Source organism: Actinoalloteichus hymeniacidonis (assembly GCF_014203365.1).
Lineage (GTDB): Bacteria > Actinomycetota > Actinomycetes > Mycobacteriales > Pseudonocardiaceae > Actinoalloteichus_A > Actinoalloteichus_A hymeniacidonis.
This window is the reverse complement of sequence record NZ_JACHIS010000001.1, coordinates 942435-966258: the sequence shown is the minus strand read 5'-3', so window position 1 is coordinate 966258 and position 23824 is coordinate 942435. Positions and strand designations below refer to the sequence as shown.

Annotated in this window: 23 protein-coding genes and 1 pseudogene; 9 read left to right on the top strand and 15 right to left on the bottom strand. The window is 68.6% G+C overall.

Annotation, left to right across the window (positions count from 1 at the left end; genetic code table 11):
* Positions 1-44: 44 nt before the first annotated feature.
* Positions 45-1037, top strand: coding sequence for an alpha/beta hydrolase (locus BKA25_RS04435; RefSeq protein WP_157421256.1), 993 nt, complete (start codon positions 45-47; stop codon positions 1035-1037).
* A gap of 109 nt (positions 1038-1146) precedes the next feature.
* On the top strand, positions 1147-2346 hold the full coding sequence (locus BKA25_RS04430; protein ID WP_069851883.1) for a PQQ-dependent sugar dehydrogenase: 1200 nt from the start codon (positions 1147-1149) through the stop codon (positions 2344-2346).
* Positions 2347-2424: 78 nt separating this feature from the next.
* On the opposite strand, the gene gatB is transcribed toward BKA25_RS04430, so the two are convergent.
* From gatB to gatC, 6 genes are all read right to left on the bottom strand, one after another.
* Positions 2425-3936 carry an Asp-tRNA(Asn)/Glu-tRNA(Gln) amidotransferase subunit GatB gene (gene gatB, locus BKA25_RS04425; protein WP_069851885.1) on the bottom strand — a complete coding sequence of 504 codons (1512 nt, stop codon included), beginning with the start codon at positions 3934-3936 and terminating at the stop codon, positions 2425-2427.
* Complete coding sequence (locus BKA25_RS04420; RefSeq protein ID WP_069854036.1) at positions 3933-4124, bottom strand: hypothetical protein; 192 nt, start codon at positions 4122-4124, stop codon at positions 3933-3935. The genes gatB and BKA25_RS04420 overlap by 4 nt, the downstream gene beginning before the upstream one ends.
* A gap of 66 nt (positions 4125-4190) precedes the next feature.
* On the bottom strand, positions 4191-4871 hold the full coding sequence (locus BKA25_RS04415) for a DUF4276 family protein (protein WP_084643362.1): 681 nt from the start codon (positions 4869-4871) through the stop codon (positions 4191-4193).
* On the bottom strand, positions 4868-6250 hold the full coding sequence (locus BKA25_RS04410; protein ID WP_069851889.1) for an AAA family ATPase: 1383 nt from the start codon (positions 6248-6250) through the stop codon (positions 4868-4870). The genes BKA25_RS04415 and BKA25_RS04410 overlap by 4 nt, the downstream gene beginning before the upstream one ends.
* Before the next feature lie 31 nt (positions 6251-6281).
* Positions 6282-7799, bottom strand: a complete 1518-nt coding sequence (gene gatA, locus BKA25_RS04405; RefSeq protein ID WP_069851890.1) for an Asp-tRNA(Asn)/Glu-tRNA(Gln) amidotransferase subunit GatA — start codon at positions 7797-7799, stop codon at positions 6282-6284.
* Entirely contained in the window at positions 7796-8095 is a 300-nt protein-coding gene (gatC, locus tag BKA25_RS04400; protein WP_069851892.1) for an Asp-tRNA(Asn)/Glu-tRNA(Gln) amidotransferase subunit GatC, read from the bottom strand. Before gatC ends, gatA begins: the two co-directional genes overlap by 4 nt.
* Before the next feature lie 363 nt (positions 8096-8458).
* Between gatC and BKA25_RS04395 the strand changes: the two genes are divergently transcribed.
* Positions 8459-9112: an ACT domain-containing protein gene (locus BKA25_RS04395; RefSeq protein ID WP_069854037.1), complete on the top strand. Its 654-nt coding sequence runs from the start codon at positions 8459-8461 to the stop codon at positions 9110-9112.
* Between the two features lie 116 nt (positions 9113-9228).
* Here the strand turns inward: BKA25_RS04395 and BKA25_RS04390 are convergent, their stop codons facing one another.
* The 3 genes from BKA25_RS04390 to ligA are packed head-to-tail and all read right to left on the bottom strand — an operon-like array spanning position 9229 to position 12226.
* Positions 9229-9432 (bottom strand): hypothetical protein, encoded by a 204-nt coding sequence (locus BKA25_RS04390; protein WP_069851894.1) that lies wholly within the window; start codon positions 9430-9432, stop codon positions 9229-9231.
* Between the two features lie 44 nt (positions 9433-9476).
* Positions 9477-10013, bottom strand: coding sequence for a GNAT family N-acetyltransferase (locus BKA25_RS04385; protein ID WP_069851896.1), 537 nt, complete (start codon positions 10011-10013; stop codon positions 9477-9479).
* Entirely contained in the window at positions 10010-12226 is a 2217-nt protein-coding gene (gene ligA, locus BKA25_RS04380; protein WP_069851897.1) for an NAD-dependent DNA ligase LigA, read from the bottom strand. Before ligA ends, BKA25_RS04385 begins: the two co-directional genes overlap by 4 nt.
* 131 nt (positions 12227-12357) lie before the next feature.
* Here ligA and BKA25_RS04375 point away from each other — a divergent pair, with 131 nt between their 5' ends.
* Positions 12358-13767, top strand: coding sequence for a hemolysin family protein (locus BKA25_RS04375; protein WP_069851899.1), 1410 nt, complete (start codon positions 12358-12360; stop codon positions 13765-13767).
* Positions 13768-14013: 246 nt separating this feature from the next.
* Here BKA25_RS04375 and BKA25_RS04370 read toward each other — a convergent pair.
* Positions 14014-14694: pseudogene (locus tag BKA25_RS04370) on the bottom strand (hypothetical protein); the annotation flags it as partial.
* Positions 14695-14724: 30 nt separating this feature from the next.
* Positions 14725-15762, bottom strand: a complete 1038-nt coding sequence (locus BKA25_RS04365) for a methionine synthase (protein ID WP_069854038.1) — start codon at positions 15760-15762, stop codon at positions 14725-14727.
* 293 nt (positions 15763-16055) lie between these two features.
* Here BKA25_RS04365 and BKA25_RS04360 point away from each other — a divergent pair, with 293 nt between their 5' ends.
* On the top strand, positions 16056-17003 hold the full coding sequence (locus tag BKA25_RS04360; protein ID WP_069851903.1) for a serine/threonine dehydratase: 948 nt from the start codon (positions 16056-16058) through the stop codon (positions 17001-17003).
* A 55-nt stretch (positions 17004-17058) separates the two neighbouring features.
* Here the strand turns inward: BKA25_RS04360 and ku are convergent, their stop codons facing one another.
* Positions 17059-18153 carry a non-homologous end joining protein Ku gene (gene ku / locus BKA25_RS04355; protein WP_069851905.1) on the bottom strand — a complete coding sequence of 365 codons (1095 nt, stop codon included), beginning with the start codon at positions 18151-18153 and terminating at the stop codon, positions 17059-17061.
* Positions 18154-18290: 137 nt separating this feature from the next.
* Here ku and BKA25_RS04350 point away from each other — a divergent pair, with 137 nt between their 5' ends.
* Positions 18291-18635 (top strand): hypothetical protein, encoded by a 345-nt coding sequence (locus tag BKA25_RS04350; protein WP_069851906.1) that lies wholly within the window; start codon positions 18291-18293, stop codon positions 18633-18635.
* A 210-nt stretch (positions 18636-18845) separates the two neighbouring features.
* Here the strand turns inward: BKA25_RS04350 and BKA25_RS04345 are convergent, their stop codons facing one another.
* Positions 18846-19202 (bottom strand): hypothetical protein, encoded by a 357-nt coding sequence (locus BKA25_RS04345; RefSeq protein WP_069851908.1) that lies wholly within the window; start codon positions 19200-19202, stop codon positions 18846-18848.
* Positions 19203-19494: 292 nt separating this feature from the next.
* Here BKA25_RS04345 and BKA25_RS04340 point away from each other — a divergent pair, with 292 nt between their 5' ends.
* Both BKA25_RS04340 and BKA25_RS04335 read left to right on the top strand, forming a co-directional pair.
* Positions 19495-20223, top strand: a complete 729-nt coding sequence (locus tag BKA25_RS04340) for an IclR family transcriptional regulator (RefSeq protein WP_084643364.1) — start codon at positions 19495-19497, stop codon at positions 20221-20223.
* A 194-nt stretch (positions 20224-20417) separates the two neighbouring features.
* On the top strand, positions 20418-21182 hold the full coding sequence (locus BKA25_RS04335; RefSeq protein ID WP_069851909.1) for an alpha/beta fold hydrolase: 765 nt from the start codon (positions 20418-20420) through the stop codon (positions 21180-21182).
* 92 nt (positions 21183-21274) lie between these two features.
* On the opposite strand, the gene BKA25_RS04330 is transcribed toward BKA25_RS04335, so the two are convergent.
* Together BKA25_RS04330 and BKA25_RS04325 are read right to left on the bottom strand one after the other, a co-directional pair.
* The gene (locus BKA25_RS04330) at positions 21275-22246 is read right to left on the bottom strand and encodes an LLM class flavin-dependent oxidoreductase (protein WP_069851911.1); all 972 of its coding nucleotides are present in this window, start codon (positions 22244-22246) and stop codon (positions 21275-21277) included.
* 70 nt (positions 22247-22316) lie between these two features.
* Positions 22317-22811 (bottom strand): pyridoxamine 5'-phosphate oxidase family protein, encoded by a 495-nt coding sequence (locus tag BKA25_RS04325; RefSeq protein ID WP_157421257.1) that lies wholly within the window; start codon positions 22809-22811, stop codon positions 22317-22319.
* Between the two features lie 323 nt (positions 22812-23134).
* On the opposite strand from BKA25_RS04325, the gene BKA25_RS04320 reads away from it, so the two are divergent.
* On the top strand, positions 23135-23800 hold the full coding sequence (locus BKA25_RS04320; RefSeq protein ID WP_172803858.1) for a DUF3558 family protein: 666 nt from the start codon (positions 23135-23137) through the stop codon (positions 23798-23800).
* Positions 23801-23824 lie beyond the last annotated feature (24 nt).

Here is a 23824-nt window from a genome sequence, read left to right as displayed (position 1 = left end):
CGGCCGGGTCGAGCGCCGATCCAGCCTGTCCAACGGTCGGATCCGTGCCCGATGGGGCAGACTTCTCCGTGATGCGGGAAGGCAGCACGATCTCGGGCGACGGAACCGCACTGGTGAGTTGGCGCGGCGCGGCGTCGGGCCCACCAGTGTTGGTGTGTGGCGCCATCGGAGCACCCGCGCAGGCATGGCCGAGCCTCACCGCCGCCGATGCCCGACTCCACGCCCTCGGCTGGCACTACCGGGGCACCTACGGCTCAGCCAAGCCGGCCGACCCGACCGACATCACGCTGGACGACCACGTCGCGGACGCGGTGGCGGTCCTCGACGAGGCGGGCATCGAGCGCACGCCGGTGATCGGCTGGTCCTCCGGCGCGACCATCGCGGCCGAGCTGGCTCGCACGCTCCCCGATCGGATCACCGGCCTCATGATGATCGCGGGGCCGCCCGGTGACCTGCTGGCCACCGTCCGGGGCCCGTGGGGCGCGGCGGCGGACCTCGTCACCGGCCTGTTCCGAGGCTCCGCCGGGCAGGGTCCGCTCCGGGCGGGCGGTCTGGTCGGTCGGGTCGCCTCCGGTGGCCTGGACGCCCTGCGACTGAGTGCCCCGATGTTGGGGGCCACGCTTCCGAGGCTGCCCGCCGAACAACTCGCGGCGGTGTTGCGCCGTAGCGGCGTGTTGCTGCCGACCAGCGACCCGGAGTTGGTCGCCGAGGTGTTGCGGCCGTTCCTGCGGCTGGACTGGGACTGGTACCCCACCCTGTTGCAGGCCATCGGTTCGGTGCCGCCGTTGGCCATCGCCGATCTGCGGTGCCCGGTGACCGCGATGGTGGGGCGTCATGACCTGGTCTCCGACCGGCGGGCACTCATCCAATCGGTGGGGCCGCTGCCGCAGGCCCGGCTGCGCATCCTGGATGCCTCGCATTTCATCCCGTTGGAGGCCCCCGAGGAGATCCTGGCCGAGGCCTCGCTGCTGGTGGAACGGGCCGCCGGGGTGCAACGTGCGCTGCACCGTGCGGAGATCGAGCATGCGGCCCCCTGAGCGCCGCCGGACCACAGACAACGGCACGACGGCTCCCGACGCCGCGCAGCAGGGCGGCATCGCACACCACTCACCCACCGCTCACCGGCCGCCGCCTAGGCTCGCGGACATGCCGAGCAGAGCGAGACGCGGCCTCGTCAGCCGCCCGGCCGTCCTCGCGGTGTTCCTCGTGCTCGGATTGGTCGCGGCGGGCTGCGCCGACGTCTCCGAACACGAACAGTTCAGCCGTGCCGAATGGGAGCCCGAACCGCCGCCTCCTGCGGTGCCGGACAACGCCCCGAGGTTCCCCGACGAACAGCCCGGCGTTCCGGCTCCCGAGACCTCCGCCACGGAGATCCCGCCACCGGACGGCTGTGTCGACTACGACCCTGCTGTCGTTGCGACCTGTCTGGAGCCGGTCTCCGGGGTCGCGGTCCTCCCCGACGGCGAACAGGCCCTGGTGGCGGAACGAGCCACCGGCCGGATCATCAGGGTGCGGTGGGGCTTGGAGCCCGAGGACAAGTCGGAGCCCGAGGCGGAGTTCGCCACCCTCGACGTCGACGCCTCCGAGGGAGGAGGCGGCCTGCTCGGCATCGCACTGTCGCCCAACTACGCCGAGGACAGCCTGCTCTACGCCTACCTGAGCACGCCGGAGGACAACCGGGTCGTGCGGATCGCGGCGGGCGACGAACCCAAACCGGTGCTGACCGGACTACCCCGCGATCCCATGGGAGCGCTCGGGCGCGATCTTCGCGGTGCGCTACTGGTGGCCACGGGCTCCACCGCCGACCCGGCGGCCGCGACCGATCCGGAATCCCTGGCGGGCAAACTGCTGCGCATCGACGGTTACGGCGCGCCTGCCGCCGACAACCCGGACCCGGAAACGCCCGTGATCACCAGCGGACTCGTCGGGCCCGCAGGCCTGTGCCAGCCGATGACGGGCGAGACGATCTGGGTGACCGACCGAGCCGAGGAACGCGATCTGCTCTACCAGGTGGACCCGGGCAGCCCACTCGGCGAGCCCGCCTGGAACTGGCCGGAGCGACCCGGCGTCGCAGGCTGCGCGGCGTGGGCCGACATGCTGCTGGTGTTCACGAGCGACCACGAATCGCTGATCAACTTCGACCTGGGCCCGGAGTCGACCTTCATCAACCCGCCGAGGACCACTGTCGAAGGCGAGTTCGGCCGGTTCTCCGCTGCCGCAGCCGGGGTCGAGGACTACGTCTGGGTGGGCACCGAGAACAAGGACGGTGCCGAGCCGACCAGCAGCGACGACCGCGTGATCCTCATCGACCGGGTGCCCACCGGCAGCGAGGGCGGCAAGGACTAGCACCGCCGACCGGCGGGCGGGATCCGACGAGGCCGGGGCGTGCGAACCGCCCGTGGCCTCGCCGGATCCGATGGGTACTCAGCCCTCGACGCCTGCGGCCGCCAGCACGAGTTCACGCACCCGCTTCGCGTCGGCCTGGCCCTTGGTCGCCTTCATCACGGCACCCACGATGGCGCCTGCCGCCGCGACCTTGCCGCCACGGATCTTCTCGGCCACGTCCGGGTTCGCCGCCAGCGCCTCGGCCACCGCGGTCTGCAACGCCGACTCGTCGGAGACGACCTTGAGCCCTCGGGCCGCGACGACCTCGTCCGGCTCGCCCTCGCCTGCGAGCACCCCGTCGACGACCTGTCGGGCCAGCTTGTTGGTCAACGCGCCCTCGGAGACCAGGGCCACCACCCTGGCGACCTGCGCAGGGGTGATCGGCAGCGCGGCGAGCTCCACCTCACGCTGGTTGGCCTGCGCCAGCAGGTAGGACACCCACCAGGACCGAGCCTCGTCCGAGGACGCGCCCTCGGCCACCGTCGCGGCGACCAGATCGACCGCACCCGCGTTCTCCAGGTCGCGCAGCTCGGCGTCGGAGAGCGACCACTCTGCCTGGATCCGCTTGCGCCGCTCGGCGGGCGGTTCGCCCAGGGTGGACCGCAGCTGCTCGACCCACTCGGCCGACGGCGCGATCGGCACCAGGTCGGGCTCGGGGAAGTAGCGGTAGTCCTCCGAGGTCTCCTTCGGTCGCCCCGCCCGCGTCGAGCCGGATGCCTCCTCGAAGTGCCTGGTCTCCTGGCGGATCGAATCGCCCTGGGTCAGCAGCACGGCCTGCCTGCGCATCTCGAAGCGCACCGCCCGCTCGACGCTGCGCAGCGAGTTCACGTTCTTGGTCTCGGTGCGGGTACCGAACACCGTCGTGCCCTTCGGCATCAACGAGACGTTCGCGTCGCACCGCAGCGAGCCCTGGTCCATCCGCACGTCCGAGACGCCCAGCGACTTCAGCAGATCCCGCAGCGCCCCGACATAGGCCTTGGCCACCTCGGGTGCCCTGGCACCGGCGCCGACGATCGGCTTCGTCACGATCTCGACGAGCGGCACCCCGGCCCGGTTGTAGTCGAGCAGGGAGTGCTCGGCGCCGTGGATTCGACCGGTGGCCCCGCCGACGTGCAGCGACTTACCGGTGTCCTCCTCCATGTGCGCCCGCTCGATCTCGACCCGGACCGTCTCGCCGTCCTCCAGCACCACGTCGAGGTAGCCGTTGAAGGCGATCGGCTCGTCGTACTGCGAGGTCTGGAAGTTCTTCGGCATGTCGGGGTAGAAGTAGTTCTTCCTGGCGAACCGGCACCAGGGCGCGATCTCGCAGTTCAGCGCCAACCCGATCCGGATCGCCGACTCCACCGCTTTGCCGTTGACGACGGGAAGCGCGCCCGGCATCCCCAGGCAGGTCTGGCACACCTGGGTGTTGGGCTCGGCACCGAACTCGGTGGGGCAGCCACAGAACATCTTGGTGACGGTGGAGAGCTCGACGTGCACCTCCAACCCCAACACCGGATCGAAGGTGGCGAGCACCTCGTCGTAGTCCATCAGCTCGGCCACTGCGGTCACTCCTGGTCGTCCTTCCTGAGGCTGCGCGCGAACAGTGCGGCACCGGTGACGGTCACGGCCAGGTTGGTCAGAGCGTGGGCCAGTTCCAGCCGATCCGAACTCTTGCGGGCTTTGCGGAACTGACCGAACGCGGCGGCAGCGCCACCGACGATTCCGATCAGTCCGAACAGCTTGTTCAGCTTCGTCATGTCAATCTCCGAGTCGTCCATCTTCGGCACCTCTCGATTCCGATCCGCCGTCGACATCACCGGTCGCTATCTCGCACTGCCACCCGGTCCCCGGATGAATTTCAACTCGCGCAACGCGTCCTCGGTCCTACCCCGCCAGGTGCGGAACGACGGAACCCGACCCAACCGGTCGAGGCTGATCCGCTCCGCAAGCAGCGAGAAGGTGTCCTCCGACGACATCGAGGTCCGTCGACCCTTCGTACCGACGCGGAGCGCGGCCTTCAGGGTCTTCTTCGGGTAGGTAAGGCTCTCCACCTGATCAAGCAGCCCGCTCTCGAACACATCCGGCCGACGAATGTCGCAGCGAGCCAATGTGCAGATCACGTCGAGATCGGCCAAGGCCCAGCTTTCCATCTCCCGAACCGGGGCGAGCGGGACAAGTCGAATCCTGTCGTCGGAGGGGTTGTTCGCCGCCCAGGCCGCGACCATCAAGGCCCATGCCTGCGATTCTCCCCGTTCCAGGTTGCGCGCTTCGTCGTAATGGCAGAAGGCCAACGCGGGTAAGGGCTGCATCGCCAGCACCTCGTCCGCGAATGCGTGGAACGGACGATCTCCGCGACGGTGCAACACAATCGGCTCCGCCACCTCGAAGTCGGACCCTGGGTGGGAGCGACCCGAGTCCTGCAGGACTCGATCGACGAGAGCTCGGAGGAAGTCGGCGTCACTCGTTCCCTCGACGAGCAATACCGACGCAAGCGGTCTACTCAACCTTCCAGCACCCGCTTAGCCTCATCGAGGTCGATGCCCGGCAGCTCACGTCGTTCCGCAGGAGTCAGTGCCGGAAGATCATTGAATTCGAACTCCTGCTGGGCGGGAGGGACCCTTCGCACCCGCGAGACCCGACCGGCCCCGTCATCCGCCACCTTGGAAAACCAGTCCATGATCACCATATCGGCGCGATCCAACGCCGTGAGTGCCACCGGCGAATGACTGGAGAGAATCAGTTGGGTAAGCGGTTGATACTGATCGATTTCGGCGGATGGATCAGTGACCAATCCCCGGAGCAGGCCGAGTAGCCCACGAAGCCGCTGAGGATAGATGCCGTTCTCCGGCTCTTCGAAACAGATCGCGCCCCGCTGGTCCGGGTCGTGCAGCGCGGCCAGCAACGCCAGCACCCGTAGGGTCCCGTCCGAGGCCACCCTGGCGCTGACCCGACCCTCGTCGCGCGTCGTGAGGTAGGTCTCCCATTGGCCGCGAGCCGTGTTCTCCTCGACCTCGACCCCCGAGAAGCCACGGATGATCTTCGCCAGGGCTGCCGCGATGTCGTCCAGACCGCTGCCGTAGTCGCCTGCGGTGGCCCGTTCGATCCGGCGGAGAACCTTCGCGAGGTTCGCCCCGTCAGCGCTGAGCACGTCCCCGCGTTGTTCGTGACTGCTCGGCTTGCGCAGCGCGGCCGGATCCAATTGCAGGAAGCGCCAGGACTCCAACTCACGGCGGAGCGCGAACAACAGTGGGAACTCGGCAGCCGAGGTGATGCTGGACAGCACCGTGGCCTCGGCCGCATGCGCGGGCAGCTGCCGCGTACGTCCCTGATCGCCCTCTTGCGCGATCTCGAAGAACCGATTGCCCTGCGCATCGGTCTCGGTGCTCAGGAGCACTGACTCCCGGTTGTATCGGATCTTGGCCGATGAGAACTCCCTGGACGCGCGTGCCCGTTTCGGCCACGCATCGTCCTTCTCCGGGATCGGTCTGACGAACTCACGGAGCACCCGAGGCCTGCGGAAGCCATCGGAATCGGAAGCCAGCCCGATGGTCAGCTCGTAGCGCAGCCTGGTGTGCGCCACCGTGACTCGTTCACCGAAGGGATCGACCACCTCCGGTTCCACAAGCACCTCGACGGCGAATTTCATCTGCTCGGCTCGTGCGCCCCCCTCGAAGCGGCGGAACAGCTCCGCCAGTTCACCCCGTGTGTCGGCGAAGGCATCGAACAACGAGGGCGCGCTCGCCAGCCGCCGCAACAGCTGCACCGCGTCGAACAGGTTCGACTTACCGCTCGCGTTCTGGCCCAACACGACCAGGAAGGGTGGGAGGTCCACGGCGAAGTTCGCGAAGGACTTGAACCCGTCGATCTCCATCCGGGTCAGCACCGTGCACCTCCTCCCTCGACGATCATGCGAATCAGACCGTGATGTCTGGAACGCCGTTGATCAGGGCGCCGTCCTGGCTTGCGTTGCGGGCGACCTCGTAGGCGGCCGCGACCCGGTACATCCGGTCGTCGGCCATCGCCGGGGCCATGATCTGCAGGCCGACCGGCAGGCCGTCCTCGTCGGACAGTCCGCTCGGCACGCTCATCGCGGCGTTGCCCGCCAGGTTCGACGGAATGGTGCAGAGGTCCGCCAGGTACATCGCCATCGGGTCGTCGGCCCGCTCACCGATCCGGAAGGCCGTGGTGGGCGTGGTGGGCGAGACCAGCACGTCGACGCGCTCGAAGGCGCTGGCGAAGTCGCGGGAGATCAGCGTGCGGACCTTCTGCGCCTGCCCGTAGTAGGCGTCGTAGTAGCCGGAGGACAGCGCGTAGGTACCGAGCATGATCCGCCGCTTGACCTCCGGACCGAAGCCCGTCTCGCGCGTCAGGGTCATGACCTCCTCGGCGCCGAGGCGGGAATCGTCGCCGCCCACTCGCAGGCCGAAGCGCATGGCGTCGAAGCGTGCCAGGTTCGAGGAGCACTCACTCGGCGCGATCAGGTAATAGGCGCCCAGGGCGTAGTCGAAGTGCGGGCAGGAGACCTCGACGACCTCGGCACCCAGCGCGGTCAGCTGCTTCACCGCGGCCTCGAAGGACCGCAGCACACCCGGCTGGTAGCCATCGCCGGAGAACTCGCGGACCACCCCGACCCGCACTCCGCGCAGATCACCCGAGGCGCCCTGCCTGGCGGCCTCGACGACCGGCGGCACCGGGGCGTCGATCGAGGTGGAGTCCAGCGGGTCGTGGCCCGCGATGACCTCGTGCAGCAGCGCGGCGTCGAGCACGGTCCGCGCGCAGGGACCCGCCTGGTCCAGCGAGGAGGAGAACGCGACGAGTCCGTGTCGCGAGACACCGCCGTAGGTGGGCTTCACACCGACGGTGCCGGTCACCGAGCCGGGCTGCCGAATGGAGCCGCCGGTGTCGGTTCCGATCGCCAGCGGGGCCTCGAAGGCCGCCAGCGATGCCGAGGAGCCGCCGCCGGAACCGCCGGGGATGCGGTCGGTGTCCCACGGGTTGCGGGTGACGCCGTAGGCCGAGTTCTCGGTGGACGATCCCATGGCGAACTCGTCCATGTTCGTCTTGCCCAGCACGATCACGCCTGCGGCGTGCAGCCGGGCCGTCACCGTCGCGTCGTACGGCGGGCGCCAGCCCTCGAGCATCTTCGAACCACAGGTGGTGGGGATGCCCTTGGTGGTCAGCACATCCTTGAGCGCCAGCGGAACACCCGCCAACGGCGAGACCGGCGCCTTGCCCGCGTCCAGATCGGCGTCGACCCGACGGGCGGCGTCGAGCGCACCCTCGGTGTCGACGTGCAGGAAGGCGTTGATCCGAGGATCGACGGCCTGGATGCGGTCCAGGTGAGCCTGAGTCACCTCGACGGAGGTGACCTCCCTGGCGTGGATCCTGGCGGCCAGTTCGGCCGCGGTGAGCCGAATCAACGGGCTGTTCACTGCTCCTCCCCGAGGATGCGCGGGACCCGGAAGCGGTTCTCCTCGACGGCTGGTGCGCCGTCGAGCGCCTCCTGGCGGGTGAGACCTGGCCGGATCACGTCGTCGCGAAAGACGTTGGTGAGCGGCACGGCGTGCGAGGTCGGCGGAATATCCTCGGCGGCGACTTCGCCGATCTGAGCTACCGAACTCAGAATGACGTCGAGTTGGCCAGCGAAGGTGTCCAACTCGTCGTCGGTCACGCCGAGCCTGGCCAGCCGAGCGAGGTGCGCGACCTCGTCACGGGAGATGCTGGGCACTGTGGAAGCCCCCCTGGTCGCGGTGAGATGTGCGAGACCTCGCGAGTCTATGGGGCAGCGCTATGCAGGTCGTCACGGGTCGTATCCCAACCGGAGCCAGCCGCTTACCTGCGTTGAGATGAAAATTTCGTTCCAAACTCTGATCGAACTCGGTTGGGCGATCTATCCGACGGTGTGGTCTGCCATGATTTCGGCCGACGGCGGTGGTGTTCGCGACCGACTTCCACAGAAGGCGGTTGCGGCGCGCGGTGAGGATGAGGAAGATCATCGTCTCCGATTCGAATCACGGCGATGGGTTTTCGATCCGCCGGTCGTGACGCGGGCGGCAAGGTTCCGCGTAGGCAACTGGAGGCGTTGGAGCCCGTGTCCTTCCTGATCCGCGTGCAACTACCCGACCAGCCGGGAAAGCTGGGCGAGGTCGCGAGCGCGCTGGGCACGGTGGGTGCCGACATTCTGAGCGTCGACATCGTGGAACGCGGTGTCGGTGTGGCCATCGACGACCTGGTGGTGGAGCTGCCCTCCGGCAGGCTTCCCGATGTGCTGATCACCGCTGCGGAATCGGTGGAAGGCGTCGAGGTCGACGCGGTACGCCCCTACGCGGGCGTGCTCGACACCTATCGCGAACTCGAACTGATCGAAGAGGTGGCCGCCAACCCCCGCCACGGGCTGGAGGCTTTCGCCGAGGGCGTGCCGAGGATCATCCGGTCCGGCTGGGCCGTGGTGTTCGCCGAGAACGGCGACGGCGCCTTCCGACTCGCGGCCAGCTCGGCCGCGCCGGAGACCCGGTCCATGAACCTCCCGTGGATGCCGCTGGCCAAGGCGGTCGTCCTCGACGGCGAGGAGGACTGGGTGCCCGAGACCTGGCGTGAACTGGGCACCGAACTCGCCGCGACGCCACTGGGCAGGCCCGACCGGGCGCTGCTGGTGGGCAGGCCGGGCGGCCCGATGTTCCGCGCCTCCGAGGTGGCCAGACTCGCCCATCTGACCGGGATCGTGGCGAGCCTGCTGCCGAAGTAGCAGGCTGGCGATCCGGTGGGGGTCGGCGGCGCGCCCGACGAATCGGTCTCGGGCTTCGCCGCGGCATTCCGGCAGGGCATCGATGCAGCCCGGGCTGCCGATCGGTAAGGCCGCGATCATCCCGGCCGCAGGTCGGCGCGCATCTCACCGAGATCACCGTCCCAGCCGACGCCCCGCAGCGCGAGTAGCTCCTCGGTGCGGTTGGGACCCACCGTTGCCCGCAGCGTCGGATCCACAGCTTCGCGTTTCGTGGAACGGCTGTGTCGGCGCGTGTCCTCGCCGACTGATTGCGCGTCCAGACCGATGTCGGGGTGGCTCATACGCCAATGATTGCTGTAACCCACCGTGATGGCTCACACCGCTCTCAGGACGCAGGCGAGGTCCTCGCGTCCGCCGCCAGTTCCAAGGCGAAGGACACCAGACGGATCTCGCCGATGCTCCAATCCCGCTCGGGTGACCGAGCGAAACCGAAACGCTCGTAGAGGCGGTGTGCGGCCAGCATCCTGTCCTGGCTGCACAGCACGATGCGTGTCATGCCCCGACGCCGGGCAAGCGAGTGCACCTCGTCCATCAGGCGGCGGCCCACACCCCGGCCACGGGCGGCGGGCGCCACCGCCAGCATTCGGACCTCCAGCTCGCCATCCCGGGCCAACTCGGCATAGCTGCTGTCCGCCGAGCAGACGGTGACCGCGCCCAACACCGTTCCCGAGTCATCGGCGGCGACGTAGACCTCGGCCTCGCGGTCGCGGCGGGCCACGTCGAGCAGGGTGGCCGCGTAGTCCTCATCGCCGTCGAGGAAGCCGTCCGTGCGGTAGGCGGCGACCGTCAATTCGCCGACGGCCGGGTAATCGGCGGCGACGGCTCGGCGTAACTCGACATCGGCGTCGGCCCGCTGCGTCATGCCGCACCGCCCTCGTCTGTCGTGGGCTCGCCGTCGGCTCCGGCAGGCGTGTCTATCTCGGCGTCAGCGGGCCGCTCGGCCAACGGCGCGGCGGCCTCGGGCCCCTCGGTCAACAACACCCGGAAACCGGCCTCGTCGAGCACCGGGACGCCCAACTGCATGGCCTTGTCGTACTTCGAGCCGGGTGCGTCGCCGACGACGACGAACGCCGTCTTCTTGGACACCGAGCTCGCCGGTCTACCGCCGCGCACCATCACGGCTTCCTTGGCCTCGTCGCGCGAATAGGTCTCCAGCGAACCGGTGACCACGATCGACAGTCCCTCCAATGTGCGTGGGACCGAGTCGTACTGCTCGTCCTCCATGCGCACCCCGGCCCGCCGCCACTTGTCGACGACGTCCCGGTGCCAGTCCACGGCGAACCACTCGCGTACCGCGTTCGCGATGGTCGGCCCGACGCCCTCGGCGGCGGCCAGCTCGGCCTCGTCGGCGTTGTCGATGCGCTCCAGCGAACCGAACTCCCTGGCCAGGGCCCGAGCCGCCGTGGGACCGACGTGCCGGATCGACAGCCCGACCAACACCCGCCACAGCGGTTGTTCCTTGGCCGCAGCCAGATTGCGGACCAGCTTGCGACCGTTGGCCGACAGCTCGCCGCCCTTGGTTCGGAACAGGTCGACCTGATGCAGGGCGTCCTCGTCCAGGTCGAAGACATCGCCCTCGTCGGTCAGTGCCTTCGAGCTCAGCAAGGCCGAGGCGGCCTCGTACCCGAGCACCTCGATGTCGAAGGCCCCCCGGCCCGCCAGGTGGAACAGTCGTTCCCGCAGCTGCGCCGGGCAGGACCGCGCGTTGGGGCAACGGATGTCGACATCGCCCTCCTTCTCGTAGCGCAGCTCCGTCGCACACTCCGGGCAGTGCGTCGGCATGACGAACTCGCGTTCGGAACCGTCGCGGGCGTCCACGACCGGGCCGAGCACCTCTGGAATGACGTCACCCGCCTTGCGGATCACCACCCGGTCGCCGATCAGCACCCCCTTGCGCCGCACCTCGTCGCCGTTGTGCAACGTCGCCATCGCCACGGTCGAACCCGCGACCTTCACCGGCTCCATCACCGCGAACGGCGTCACGCGGCCGGTGCGACCCACGTTGACCTGGATGTCGCGCAGCTCGGTGGTCGCCTCCTCCGGCGGGTACTTGAAGGCGATCGCCCAGCGCGGCGCGCGGGAGGTGGTGCCCAGCCTGCGTTGCAGGGACACCTCGTCGACCTTGAACACCACGCCGTCGATCTCGTGTTCGGCGTCGTGCCGGTGCTCGCCCCAGTAGGCGATGTGCTGGGCCAGTTCGGTCTTGGAGCCGAGCACCACCGTGTGCGCGGAGACCGGCAGGCCCCAGGCGCGCAGCGCGGCATAGGCGTCGGACTGCCGCTCAGGTTGGAAGCCGGTTCGCCTGCCGAGTCCGTGACAGATCAGGCGCAACGGGCGGGATGCCGTCACGCGGGGGTCCTTCTGCCGCAGCGAGCCTGCGGCCGCGTTGCGCGGGTTGGCGAACGGCGCGCGGCCGCCCGCGACCAGACCCGCGTTGAGCTCGGTGAACTCCTCCAGCACGAAGAAGACCTCACCGCGCACCTCGACCAGCTCCGGCACCGGGAACTCGGAGTTGTCGTGCAGTCGTTCCGGCACGTCGTCCATGGTGCGGATATTGAGCGTGACGTCCTCGCCGGTGCGACCGTCTCCCCTGGTCAGCGCCCTGACCAGTCGACCGTTCTCGTACAGCAGATTGATCGCGAGTCCGTCGATCTTGAGCTCGGCGAGGTAGTGCGCGTCGCCGCCGACCTCGCGCTCGACCCGATCGACCCAGGAGGTCAGTTCCTCGTCGTCGAAGGCGTTGTCCAGGCTGAGCATCCGCTCCAGGTGATCGACGGTGGTGAACTCGGTGGAGAAGGTGCCGCCGACCCGCTGGGTCGGCGAGTCGGGGGTGGCCAGCCCGGGATGCCGTCGCTCCAACTCGGCCAGTTCGCCGAGGAGTCGATCGAACTCGCCGTCGGAGATCGTGGGCGCATCCCGCACGTAGTAGCGGAACTGGTGTCCGGTGATCTCCTCGGCGAGGGCCGCGTGGCGCTCCCGCTCCGCGGCGGGCACATCCTCGACGCCCTCCGCAGGTCGGGGGTTGCCCTGGTCGAGGTCCGGGACGTCCGTCTCCTGCGCTGATTCGCTGGTCACCGGGGCAGGCTAGCGGCGAGCACCGACGCCTAGCGTCGCAGCCTGCCGACCACCCACCCGGAAGTGTGCGGTGTATCGGAGCAGGCACCCACCGTGAAGCGGAGGTGAGGTCGAGGAGGCATCCTGATCACATGGACGGAACGTTACTCAACAGTTTTCTCATCCTGTTGTTCATCCTCATCGGCGGCTTCTTCGCGGCCTCGGAGATCGCGCTGGTCTCGCTGCGCGGCAGCCAGGTACGAGCGATGAGCGGAAAGGGCAAGCGCGGGGAGAAGGTCGCCAAGCTGCACGGCGATTCCAACCGTTTCCTCTCCTCGGTGCAGATCGGCGTCACGGTCGCCGGCTTCTTCGCGTCCGCGTTCGGTGGCGCGACGCTTGCCGTGCAGTTGCAGCCCGTCCTGGTCGAATGGGGTGTGCCGGAGGGGCTGGCCAGCACATTGGCGCTGGTCCTGATCACCATCGTCATCTCGTACTTCTCGCTGGTCCTCGGCGAGTTGGTGCCCAAGCGGCTCGCACTGCAGAAGTCCGAATCCGTCTCGCTCTTCGTGGCCCCGGTGCTCGACCGGATCGCCGGGGTGACCCGTCCGATCATCTGGTTGCTGTCGCACTCGACGAACCTGGTGGTCCGGCTGTTCGGCCTCGACCCGCGCCAGCAGAACGAGGAGGTCTCCGAGGAAGAGCTGCGCGAGATGGTCAGCACGCACCGCCAGCTCACCGCCGAGGAACGCCGGGTGCTGGTCGACGTGTTCGAGGCGACCGACCGCACGGTCAACGAGGTCATGGTGCCCCGCACCGAGGTCGCCTTCCTGGAGTCGACCGTCCCGCTCGCCGAGGCCGCCAGGGAGATCATCGACCGGCCGCACTCGCGCTACCCGGTGATCGGTGATTCGGCCGACGACGTCATCGGTTTCGTGCACGTCCGCGACGTCCTGACCGCCGTTCAGCGTGGCGCCCAAGGGCTGCGAGTCGGTGACCTGGTCCGCGAGATCGCGCTGCTTCCCGGCAGCAAGGAGCTGCTGCCCGCGTTGTCTCAGCTGCGTAGCTCGGGTTCGCATCTTGCGGTGGTCGTCGACGAGTACGGCGGTACCGACGGCATCGTCACTCTCGAGGACCTGGTCGAAGAGCTGGTCGGCGAGATCCAGGACGAGTACGACCCGGACCTGCGTCCGGAGAGAGCCTCCCGCCCCGGCATCCTCGAGGTCGACGGCGCACTGCGTCAGGACGAGGTAGCCGAGGCCGCCGGTTTCGAGCTCCCGGAGGGGCCGTACTCCACCCTTGCGGGCTTCCTGCTGCACCGATTGGGCCGGATTCCGGAGCCGGGCGCATCCACCCAGGCTCTGGAACGCCGCTTCACCGTGACCGAGATGGACGGCCGCCGTATCACCCGGATCCGCATCGAGACGATGCCCGAACCGAAGGACGGCGCCGACGCGGGTGGGCCCGCCGAGCAGCCCAAGGGCCGCTCCGCAGCCGAGGCCCCGCGCACGGACTCCGGGGGACCCGCAGCCAGGGCACCGAAAGACAAGCCGGAGAACAGCTGATCAGTGCCCTCGGTGGCGGCGGTCCTCGTCCTCGTTCTCGCCGCCACGCCGCTGTTCCTCGTCTGCGCCAGGCGCCGGCCCGGAGGCCGGACTGTCCTGCGCCCCCGGATCGATGCCTGCCGCCAGTCGATCGAGTTCCTGATCGATCGCGTCGGCCTCGGTCTGCTCCGTGGTCGAGGCGGCGTCCTCGGCGACGGGCCCGGCGGCGGTGCTGTCGGACGGCTGCTGCGGCGCGGGCCGCAATGATTCATCGAGATCCTCGACGAGCGTGCGGAGTTCGAGCAGCCCGATGGCCCCGCTGGGCTCCTGCTCCGCCGTCTCCACCCGTCCCAGCCGATCGCCTGCCAGTCGCTCGCCGAGCGTGGCATCCAGCGGCAGGAACGTCATCGCCGCCTTCGCCGCATCGGCCAGTTCGGACATCAGCGGGTGGAACACCGCGACGTCGACCAGCCCCGCCTTCTCGTCGATGAGCGCCGCGACGCGCACCTGCGCCAGCGGGATCCGGTGCTCGCCGAGGCTCACGGTGACCCCGTTGGGATCCGGAACCGGCGGCACCGAGTCGTGGTACTCCCAGATGGTGTCGTCCGGCGGCGCGGCGGCCTTCCAGGCATCGGTGTAGGCCCGCAGGTTTGTGTCGCCCTGCGCGCTGATAACCAGCGCGTAGATCGCCCGGTGTCCCCGTTCCAGCGAGAAGTGCAGGTTGGGATGCACCTCGCTGACCGCTGTGCAGAGCCGGTTCTCGATTCGATCGGGGTCGCCGTCGCCGAGGGCCGCACTGATATCGGGTAGCAGTTGCTCCCACCGGGCCCAGAACTCCGCCGCGGCGCGCCCGGCGTCGGCTTCGGTGGGCGACGCGCCTGCGTCGGGATCCACCGACTCGCTTCCCGCAGGCCAGAGCCGACGAAGGAATCTCTTCACAGTCCCCATTGTGCGGTCCGTTCCCGATCGCTCACGCGATCACCAGTCTTCCGGTGGGTCGACGAATGCTCGCCCCAGATCCACCACGGTCTTCATCGCCTGTCGCGTCCAATCCGCACTCGCCGAGGCGAATCCGCAGGACGGTGTCGGCACGGCCCGCTCCGCCAGCAACGACCGGGGGAAGCCGAGGCGTTCCACCAGCCGCATCGCGGGTGCGCCCGCCTCGCGCAGGCTCGGTCGAGTCGTCGGCTCGGCGCCCGGGACGAGCCCCATCAGCAGCGTCGTGCCGGAGTCCCAGAGCTCGCCGAGGGCATCCAGTTCCCGCGACGAACCGGTGGCGGCCTCGGTCAGATCGAGTGCGATCGCGTCGGCACCGGACCCGGCGAGCACCGAGAGCGGCGCATCGGGCGCACAGCAGTGCACGATGACCGGCGAACCCGTCGCCTTCTTGGCCGCCTCGACCAGATCGGTGAGCACGGCCTGTGCTTCCGGCGCGGCGACCGCGGGCACCATGTCCAGACCGGAGGGGGTACGCAACCGCCCCGCGATCACTGCGGGCAGGCTCGGCTCGTCCAGCTGCACGATGATCCGGGCTCCGGTCCTGGTCGCCAGCTCGCCGACGTGCTGGGCCAGTCCCTCGGCCTGTGATTCCGCCAGATCGCGCAACGCGCCGGCATCGGTCAGCATCCGATGCCCCTTGGGCAGCTCGACGTTCGCGGCGAAGGTCCACGGTCCCGCCAGCTGGATCTTGATCCGCTCCGGCCGGAGTCTCGTCTCCTGCAGGACCTGGTCCACGGCGTCGAGATCGGCGCGCAGTAGGTCCTGCGCGCGCCGCTGGTCACGGCCGGGCCTCGCGGTCAGCCGGTAACCGGATGGCACCACCTCGACCTGGAGCGCCTCCAGCAGGGCAGCGGTGCGCCCGAGCAGATCGGCGCCGACACCCCTGGCGGGCAACTCCGGCAGGTGCGGGAGGTCCGGCAGCTCGCCGAAGACGATCCTGGCCGCCTCGACGGCGTCGGTCCCCGGCATCGAGCCGATCGCGGTCGCGGTGCCCGCAGGCCATGGTGGGTTGCTCACGATCACTGCCTACCACCTCGGGTGCTGCGGCTGTAGCCGGGCCCTTCGACTTACCCGGCCCCTCATGGGCACTGTAGGGGCAGGTCGCTCGCGGCGGGCCCGTCATGCCACTCGATCTCGCGAAGATCATCGATTCAGCTCGTCGCTTCTTGACGGTGTGCAGGTATCAGCCTCCGACAGTCATCCTGGCAGGTGATCGAGGGCGGCACCGCGACAGCACCCGGTGTGGGATTCGACCGTGTGGCATCGGCGATCGATCGAGCTATCGACGGGCGGGTGGCACAGTGGTACGGGTGACTCTCAGCGTCCCGTCCTCGACACCAGTCCAACCGCTCGATTCCTCGGCCGTCCGCGAGGCCGCCGAGCGAATCCGGCCGTATGCCCGTCGCACCCCGATCATGCGGGTCGTCGTCGACGGGAAACCGCTGGTGCTCAAACTGGAATATCTTCAGCTGACCGGCTCGTTCAAGCTGCGCGGCGCGCTGAATGCGGTACTCAGCGGCGATCGCCCGAGCCAGGTGATCACCGCCTCCGGTGGCAATCACGGCCTCGGCGTCGCGATGGGTGCCCGGCTGTCCGAGTTGCCGGTGGCGGTCTACGTGCCCGCGACGGTCCCCGAGGGCAAGGCTCGCCGTATCGAGGCGCTGGGTGCGCAGCTGGTCAGGGTCGACGGGGTCTATGCCGATGCCGCCCGCGCCGCGCAGGCCGCCGCAGCCGAATCCGGCGCCCGCTATGTGCCCGCCTTCGACGATTCCGAGGTTGTGGCGGGGCAGGGCACCGTGGCCTGGGAGCTAGTCCAGGACGCGCCCGAGGTCGATGTCATCGCCGTCGCGACCGGCGGCGGCGGACTCGCGGCGGGCACCGCTCTGGCGGTGGCCCCGAACCTGACGACGATCTCGGTCGAGCCGCAGCACTGCTGTTCGATGCACCGCGCCCTCGAAGCGGGCGAGCCCGTGGACGCCGAGGTGAACTCGGTCGCCGCTTCCGGGCTGGGTGCCTCGCGGGCCGGGGAGCTGCCCTTCGCGATCCTGTCCGAGGCCGCCCGGGCGGGCAGCCTGCGTTCCGTCCTGGTCAGCGATGCGCAGATCCTCGCCGCCAGGGATCGGCTGTGGGAGGAGTTCCGGATCGCGGTGGAACCCGCGGCCGCGACGCCCTTCGCCGCCTGGGAGGCAGGCCTGGTGCCCGGGAGCCACCCAGCGATCGTGCTGTGTGGCGCGAACACCGACTGGCTGCCTGCCTGAGGCGAGGCGCGTCGAAGCCCGTACCGGCTGCTCGCTTCCCGGTACGGGCCGCTGCTCAGGCGCTGCGCTTGCGTCCGGTGGTCTTGCGCCTGGTGGTCGGCTGGCCCTTGGCGCCCTTGGTCTGCTTGTCCGCGCCGCTGGCGCCCTTGGCCGCGCCGCTGCCCGCGCCCTTGGCCGACCCGGTGTCGGCGGTCTTGCCCGACCTCCCGCCGGTGGAGGCGGCGGGATTCGCGGATTTGGACCGGCTCGATCCCGCCTTCGCCCGGGTGCCTGCGCCGCCGCGTGCGCCCTGCCGGGTGGTCTCGCCGCCCTGGCCTGCCCGGCGCCGCGATGCCGGTTTCTTCTCGGCGCTCTCCGCCGAGTCCGCTGCCTCGCCGCGCCCGCGTGCCTGGGCGACGCTGCGTTCCAAGGCGTCCATCAAGTCGATGACATCGCCACCCGATGGGGCCTCCGGCGGGCCCTCGGGAATCTCCGCGCCGCTGGCCTTGGCCTCGATCAGCTGGCCGAGCAGCCGTTGGTAGTCGTCGACGAACTCCTCCGGTTCGAACTCGCCGGTCATGTTCTGGATCAGCGAGGTGGCCATCTCCAGTTCCTGCGGCCGGACCGGCACCTCCTGCCCGAGGAACTCGAACTTCGCGGGGCGGATCTCATCGGGCCAGAGCATCGTGTGCAGGACGATCACGTCGTCGCGGGCGCGCAGCATGGCCAGCGTCTCCCGCTGCCGCAGGGTGATCTTGACGACGGCCAGCCTGCCGACCCGTTCCAGCGCCTCCCGCAGCAGTACATAGGGGCGAACGGATTGGTTCTCGGGTTCCAGCAGGTAGCTGCGTTGGAAGTAGATCGGATCGACGCTCTCGATCGGCACGAACTCCAGGACCTCGATCGCCCGTTCGGTCGTGATCGGCAGCTTGGCGAAGTCCTCGGGTTCCAAGACCACGAGCCTGCCGTCGTCCATCTCGTAGCCTTTGGCGATCTCCTCGTAGGCGACCTCTTCGCCGCAGGCACTGCATACCCGCTTGTAGCGAATCCGGCCATGATCTTTCCGATGCAACTGGAAGAAATGATAATCGTGGTCCTCGGTAGCGGCGTAGAGCCGGACGGTGACATTGACCAGTCCGAAGGAGATCGCGCCGCGCCACATCGACCGCATGACTCTTGGATACCCACGTCGACCGCAGATCGCACCTGGGGATCTCCCCCCTGTCTAGCTGCGATGACGCCGAAAGCGAGCGCGTTGTCACACCCGTGGGAGTTGCCTGGTGGCACACACTAGGACAGGCTTCAGGAGTGAGTGAGGAAACTATCCAACTCGAACTCGACGAGTCCGGCTTGGCGATCGCGTTGCCAAGGCCAGAGCATGAGCGAGACCAGGTTCAAGGAGTGCCCTACCGTCCGGTGGAATTCCGGGACGACGACCTGCCCACCGCTCTGGAGCGAACAGCAGCCTGGTTGCGTCGGGCGCAGGAATGGCTTGGTGAACCGGTCGATGTGATCGCAATTCACCTGGATTACGACGATCGAGACGGTTCGCCGTATTACGACGTGAAGTTGTTGTGCAACGACGAGGATCTGGCCGGGGCGCCGCTGGCGATTCGAAGCCACCTGCGGGGCAAGGGAGGCACCGCGGCGTGAGCCCGTCGGGCATCCAACGCTGAGGTATCTCGGACCGCATCCGGTCCGGCGACGGGTGGGGGCAAGCACGCCGTCGTCGGACCGGACCTGTTGTGCGAGTCTTCGCCGTGGTCGGCGGCGAAGGGAAAGGCCCGCACAAGCGCGATGTCGGACCCGCAGGCCCGCCAGACGGCCGCGACGCGCAGGCATGGTCAGCGCGCGGCGCGTAGATCAACCGAGTCCGAGCAGTAGCCCCATCTTGCGGGTGAGCACCGGTGCGAAACGCTCGCCGGGAGCAGGCAGCGCGAGTAGTTCTTCGAGGGTGTTCTCGAGTGGTCCTGTGGACTGCCAGACGATGCCGCCCGCGACTCCGGGCCGCTCCACGTTCATCCGGATCGCGGTCGTCTCATTCGTGTCGTAGACGTATATCGCGTCGATGAATTGCCGCCTACTGCGGTAGCCCACGAGGCAGGAGGGTTCGCCAGCCTCATCGACGAGAACGTGGAAATCCCAGCCCTCGTCCTTGATCTTCGCCAGCGACGACAGTTCTGGATACCGTCGGATCGCCTGAGCCCTGGTGATCGACAAGCCACTCCACCACCTTCCAGCGATGCGGCACCGGGCCGCGTCCGACTTTCGTCGGACGCCGGTGGAACCTGGCAAAAGGATGCCACAGAGTGCACACTCTACTCAAATTGTTCATATAGTACACATAGACCGAAAGGTAGTAGGTTGAAAATTGACTTAGCCGATTTCCCGCCGTGAACTGCACAGACCTGCCCGACAATCGCGTCCGAGCTGGCAAAGGTGCGTAGATAGTGCACAATTGGCCCGTCCGGATCGCGAGCGAAGATCATCCAAAGGTGGGAGGTCACGGCCGATGAGCAGGACCTCCCGGCCCACTACCGTTTCCGACGGCACGCAGCAGGCCGACCCGCCGCGCGGAGCCAAGACGCTCGACAGCGGGCTTCGGATCCTCTGGGAACTCCGCGAGAATCCCGACGGACTACTACACGGCGAGCTGTCCCGACGCCTGGGCATCGAGCGCACCGCCGTCTATCGACTCATCGGCACCTTGCAGGCCAACCGGCTCGTGACCAAGTCCGACGACGGTCGATACCAACTCGCCCTCGGCGTGTTGGAGCTGGCGTCCTCGGTGTTGCCGCAACTTCGCCGGAGTTTCGCGCAGCAATTGCGTGAGCTGGCGGAGATCTCCCAGGCCACGGCGTTCGTCACGGCGCTCGATGGGGCCAATACCTGCGTCGTCGTCGCGGTGACCGAGCCGTCCACCACGATCACCCACGTCGCCTACCGGGTCGGCACCCGGCACGAGGCCGACCGGGGCGCATCGGGCATCGCCATTCTGGCGGGCAGGCCGCCGGTGCTGGGCGAACGAGCGGCCATCACCGAGGCACGACAGCGGGGCTACTCGGTGACCAGCGGCGAACTCCAGACCGGCGCGTGGGGTATCGCGGCCCCGATCCGACCGCCGCACGGCCACCCGGTGGCCAGCGTCGGCATCGTGGCCATCGGCCAGGGCGACGAGTCGGCCATCGCTCCCGTGGTACTGCGGATCGCCGACGTGATGAGCGCGGGCGAACAATTCTGAGCAGCCGAGGTCCCCGCCGCCGGGGCGCAAGGTGACCCGACACCGGCGGCCACCCTCGAACGAGGGTCGCCCGGTGCGGTGACCTCCGCGCGGTAGCAACCCATCTCGAACCGTTGACAGTCGAGTCATCGACCTCGAAGCTGGTCCGACACCAGAGATCAACATGACTGGCCAGCCGCGTCGACGAGGAGCTGATGGTGACAGTCCTACCGCACGAAATCCATGGCGAAGGACCGCAACGGGTGATCGCGCTACACGGTTGGTTCTCCGATCGGTCCGCTTTCCGCTCGATCCGGCCCTACCTCGACACCACCCGATTCAGCTACGCCTTCGTCGATTTCCGAGGCTATGGAGCGGCCCGGGACCTCGACGGCGAGTTCACCATGGCCGAAGCCGCCGCCGACGTCCTCACGCTGGCCGGCCACCTGGGTTGGTCCGAGTTCGCACTCTTAGGACACTCGATGGGCGGCAAGGTCGCGGCCGCCGTACTGGCTGCGGACACGAGCCGGGTGACCTCGGTGGCAGGCATCTCCCCGGTTCCCGCATCCGGCGTCCCCTTCGACGATCAGTCCTGGCAGCTCTTCGAGGGCGCCGCCGAGAACCCCGCCAATCGACGCGCGATCATCGACCTGACCACCGGCAACCGCCACAGCGGCTTCTGGTTGGACGCGATGGTGCGTCATTCACTGGACTGCTCGACGGTGCCCGCCTTCGCCGCCTACCTCCAGGACTGGGCGCGGCACGACTTCCACGAGTCGATCGTCGGCGACGCGACCCCGGTACTGGCGATCGCAGGCGAGCACGACCCGGCGCTCAACGGCGATGCCCTGCGCAACACCTGGCTGCAGTGGCATCCCAACGCCCGCCTCGAGGTGTTCTCCAACGCCGGTCACTACGCCGCCGACGAGACACCACTGGCGCTCGTGTCCGCCGTGGAATCCTTCCTGACCACGAATTGACGGTGGCGCCTGCGGATGATGATCCGCAGGCGCCACTCGTCGGCCGGGTCGAGCCATCCCCTCCGCAGCTCGATCGACGGCCCGCGGTGAGGTCAGTCTGCGTCGATGCCTGCCAGCCTCTTCATCGAGGCGTTCACCAGCTCCGGCGCCAGGGCACCGAAATTGCACAAGGCCAACAACTGGGTGACGCCCAGTTCGGCCAACCGACGCATCCGACGAGACACCAGGTCCGCATCGCCGAACAACACCAACTCGGCCGCCACCAGCTCCGCATAACTGCGGTGGCTCTTGTGGTAGAGCCTGGTGTCGGTGTACTGGGCGAGTGCGGGGCCGACCTCGTCGGAGACGTCGGGCTGTTCGCCGACATAGGTGTGCAGGGCGACCGCGACATCGCCCTGTCCGGGGGCGCCGGATTCGGCGAAGCCCCGGCGATAGGCCGTGACGACCTCGCCGAGATGCCCGATGTCCGTTGCGGAGGCGTAGGGGATCAGCATGATGTTCCGGCCCTGCCTGCCTACGTGGTAGGCGGCCTCCGGTCGGATCACCGCGACCCACAGCGGCGGCGAGCTCACCGGGGTGATCGCCGACCGGACCCCGGACAGCCGATGATGCCGTCCCTCGAAGTGGACCGGCGCACCCGTCCACGCCTTGGTCATGATCTCCAACGACTCATCGAAACGAGTGCGTTTCTCGGCCGGGTCGACGCCGAAACCCGCGTACTCGTGCGGCAGGTAGCCGGACCCCACGCCGAGGGCGAGGCGTCCGCCGGAGAGCTGGTCGAGCATGGCGTATTCCTCGGCCAGCACCATCGGCTGGTGGAAGGGCAGGACCGCGACGGCGACCCCCAGGCCGATTCGGCTGGTCTGCCGGGCGGCCGCCGCGAGCAAGACCGCAGGCGAGGGCACGATTCCGTAATCATGAAAGTGGTGCTCGGCAATGAAATAGTTGGCGAAACCCAGCTCCTCGGCATAGGAGATCTCACCGAGCAGCTGGTCGTAGAAGGAAGCGATGCTGCGGTCACGCGCCGGGTAGTGGTCGGTGACCGAGAAGATGCTCAGCTTCATTGCTGGGAGTCCTTTCCCGAGTTCGCCGCGGCCCACCCAGAGCGGGCCCGCGACGGCGACCGGTGATCGATCAGGCGGGTTCTTCCTGTCGGTCGGTCGACCACGGTGGTCGGGGATCTGTGGCGGCAAGCTCCGCGAGCACCCGACGTTCCACCGCGTCGCGATGCCCCTTGGTGATGTCGAAGGTGTAACTCGGCCCCCGGAACTGCATCTGAGGCAGCTGCTGGTCCACCACGGTCTCCAGGGAGAGCCGAACGGCCGACGCGGGAAACGGCGCTGAGGCCAGCTCGCCCACGACGAACTCGGCCCGGCCGCTCACCGCGAGCACCAGGTCGTCGGCCAGGATCTGCAGCGCGAATCTCGGGTTGTGCCGGAGATTTCGCACGTGCCGACTGCGGGTGTCCAACGCGGCGACCAGCGTGCACTCGTCCAGCGGAACGAACCACGAGATCAAAGCGCTGTGCGGCGCGCCGGTGGCGTCCGTCGTGGCCAGGACGGCCAGGGGTCTGCCACCGACCATCGCCGTGGCGTGTTGGTCGTCCAGACACCCCGCTACCCGAGCCACCCGAACCTCCGTTCATATAGTGCGGAGAGTACGCACTATATGAACCAACAGTGCTACTGGGTGCGGATGGTGTCAAGACGGCACGAGCAGATCCGAGACAGGCGTCCGCTGGCGAGAAACCCGCCTGCCAGGCACGGGCCGCTGTCCGTCTCACTCGACCGATGGACGGTCGCCGACGCGACGCGAGCCTGCGGACCGCAGGGCGGGGTGGCGACGCGAACGAAGGTCTCAATCCCGCTAGGAACCGGCTGAACACGACGAATCCACGGGTTGGCGCCGGAGGTGTCGGGCACAATACCGGCGTGGCGTTCAGGGATGCGGATGTGAGAACTGTCGGAATCCGGTGGCGAGTCGGTGGTCTGGTGGCTGCGGGCGCGCTCCTGCTCGCTGCGTGTACCACCCAGGAAGCCGGTCGCGCGGCACCGGCCGAGGGTTCGGCTCCGCCCCCGCCGGAGATGGGCGATCTCCTCGAACAGTCACAGGAACCCACCGACGAAGCCGAGGGCGACGAGGGTTCCGAAGAGCCGAGCGAGTCGGAATCCCTGGAGCCACCACCGGACGACGTCGAGCCGAATCCGCACCTGGACGCGACGACGACCTGCGATTACCTCACCGATGAGATGCTCGACGACATCGGAATCTCCGGGCCGTCCAGCTACCGAGAGGGCGACCGGGGACGCGGGAACTGCATCATCGTCGACATGGAGACCAACGGCGACCTCGGCGTCGGGGTCTCGCTCAATCCCTACGGCGGCTTGGACGACTGGAACCTCGACGGTCTCACCGAGGCATCCAGCACCGAGGTGGGCGGCCGTGCCGCCAGGGAGGTCCGCACCCAGGGCAACATGTGTGCCATCGACGTCGCCGCGACCGACACCTCCAGTGTCCGCGTGCTGGCGACCAACCCCGATCTCGACGCGGCCTGCGAGACGGCGGCGCAGGCCGCAGGCCATGTCATCCCCGCACTACCTGCCGAGGCATTCGAATAACCGAGGTCGGCGGGCCGGGTGCGA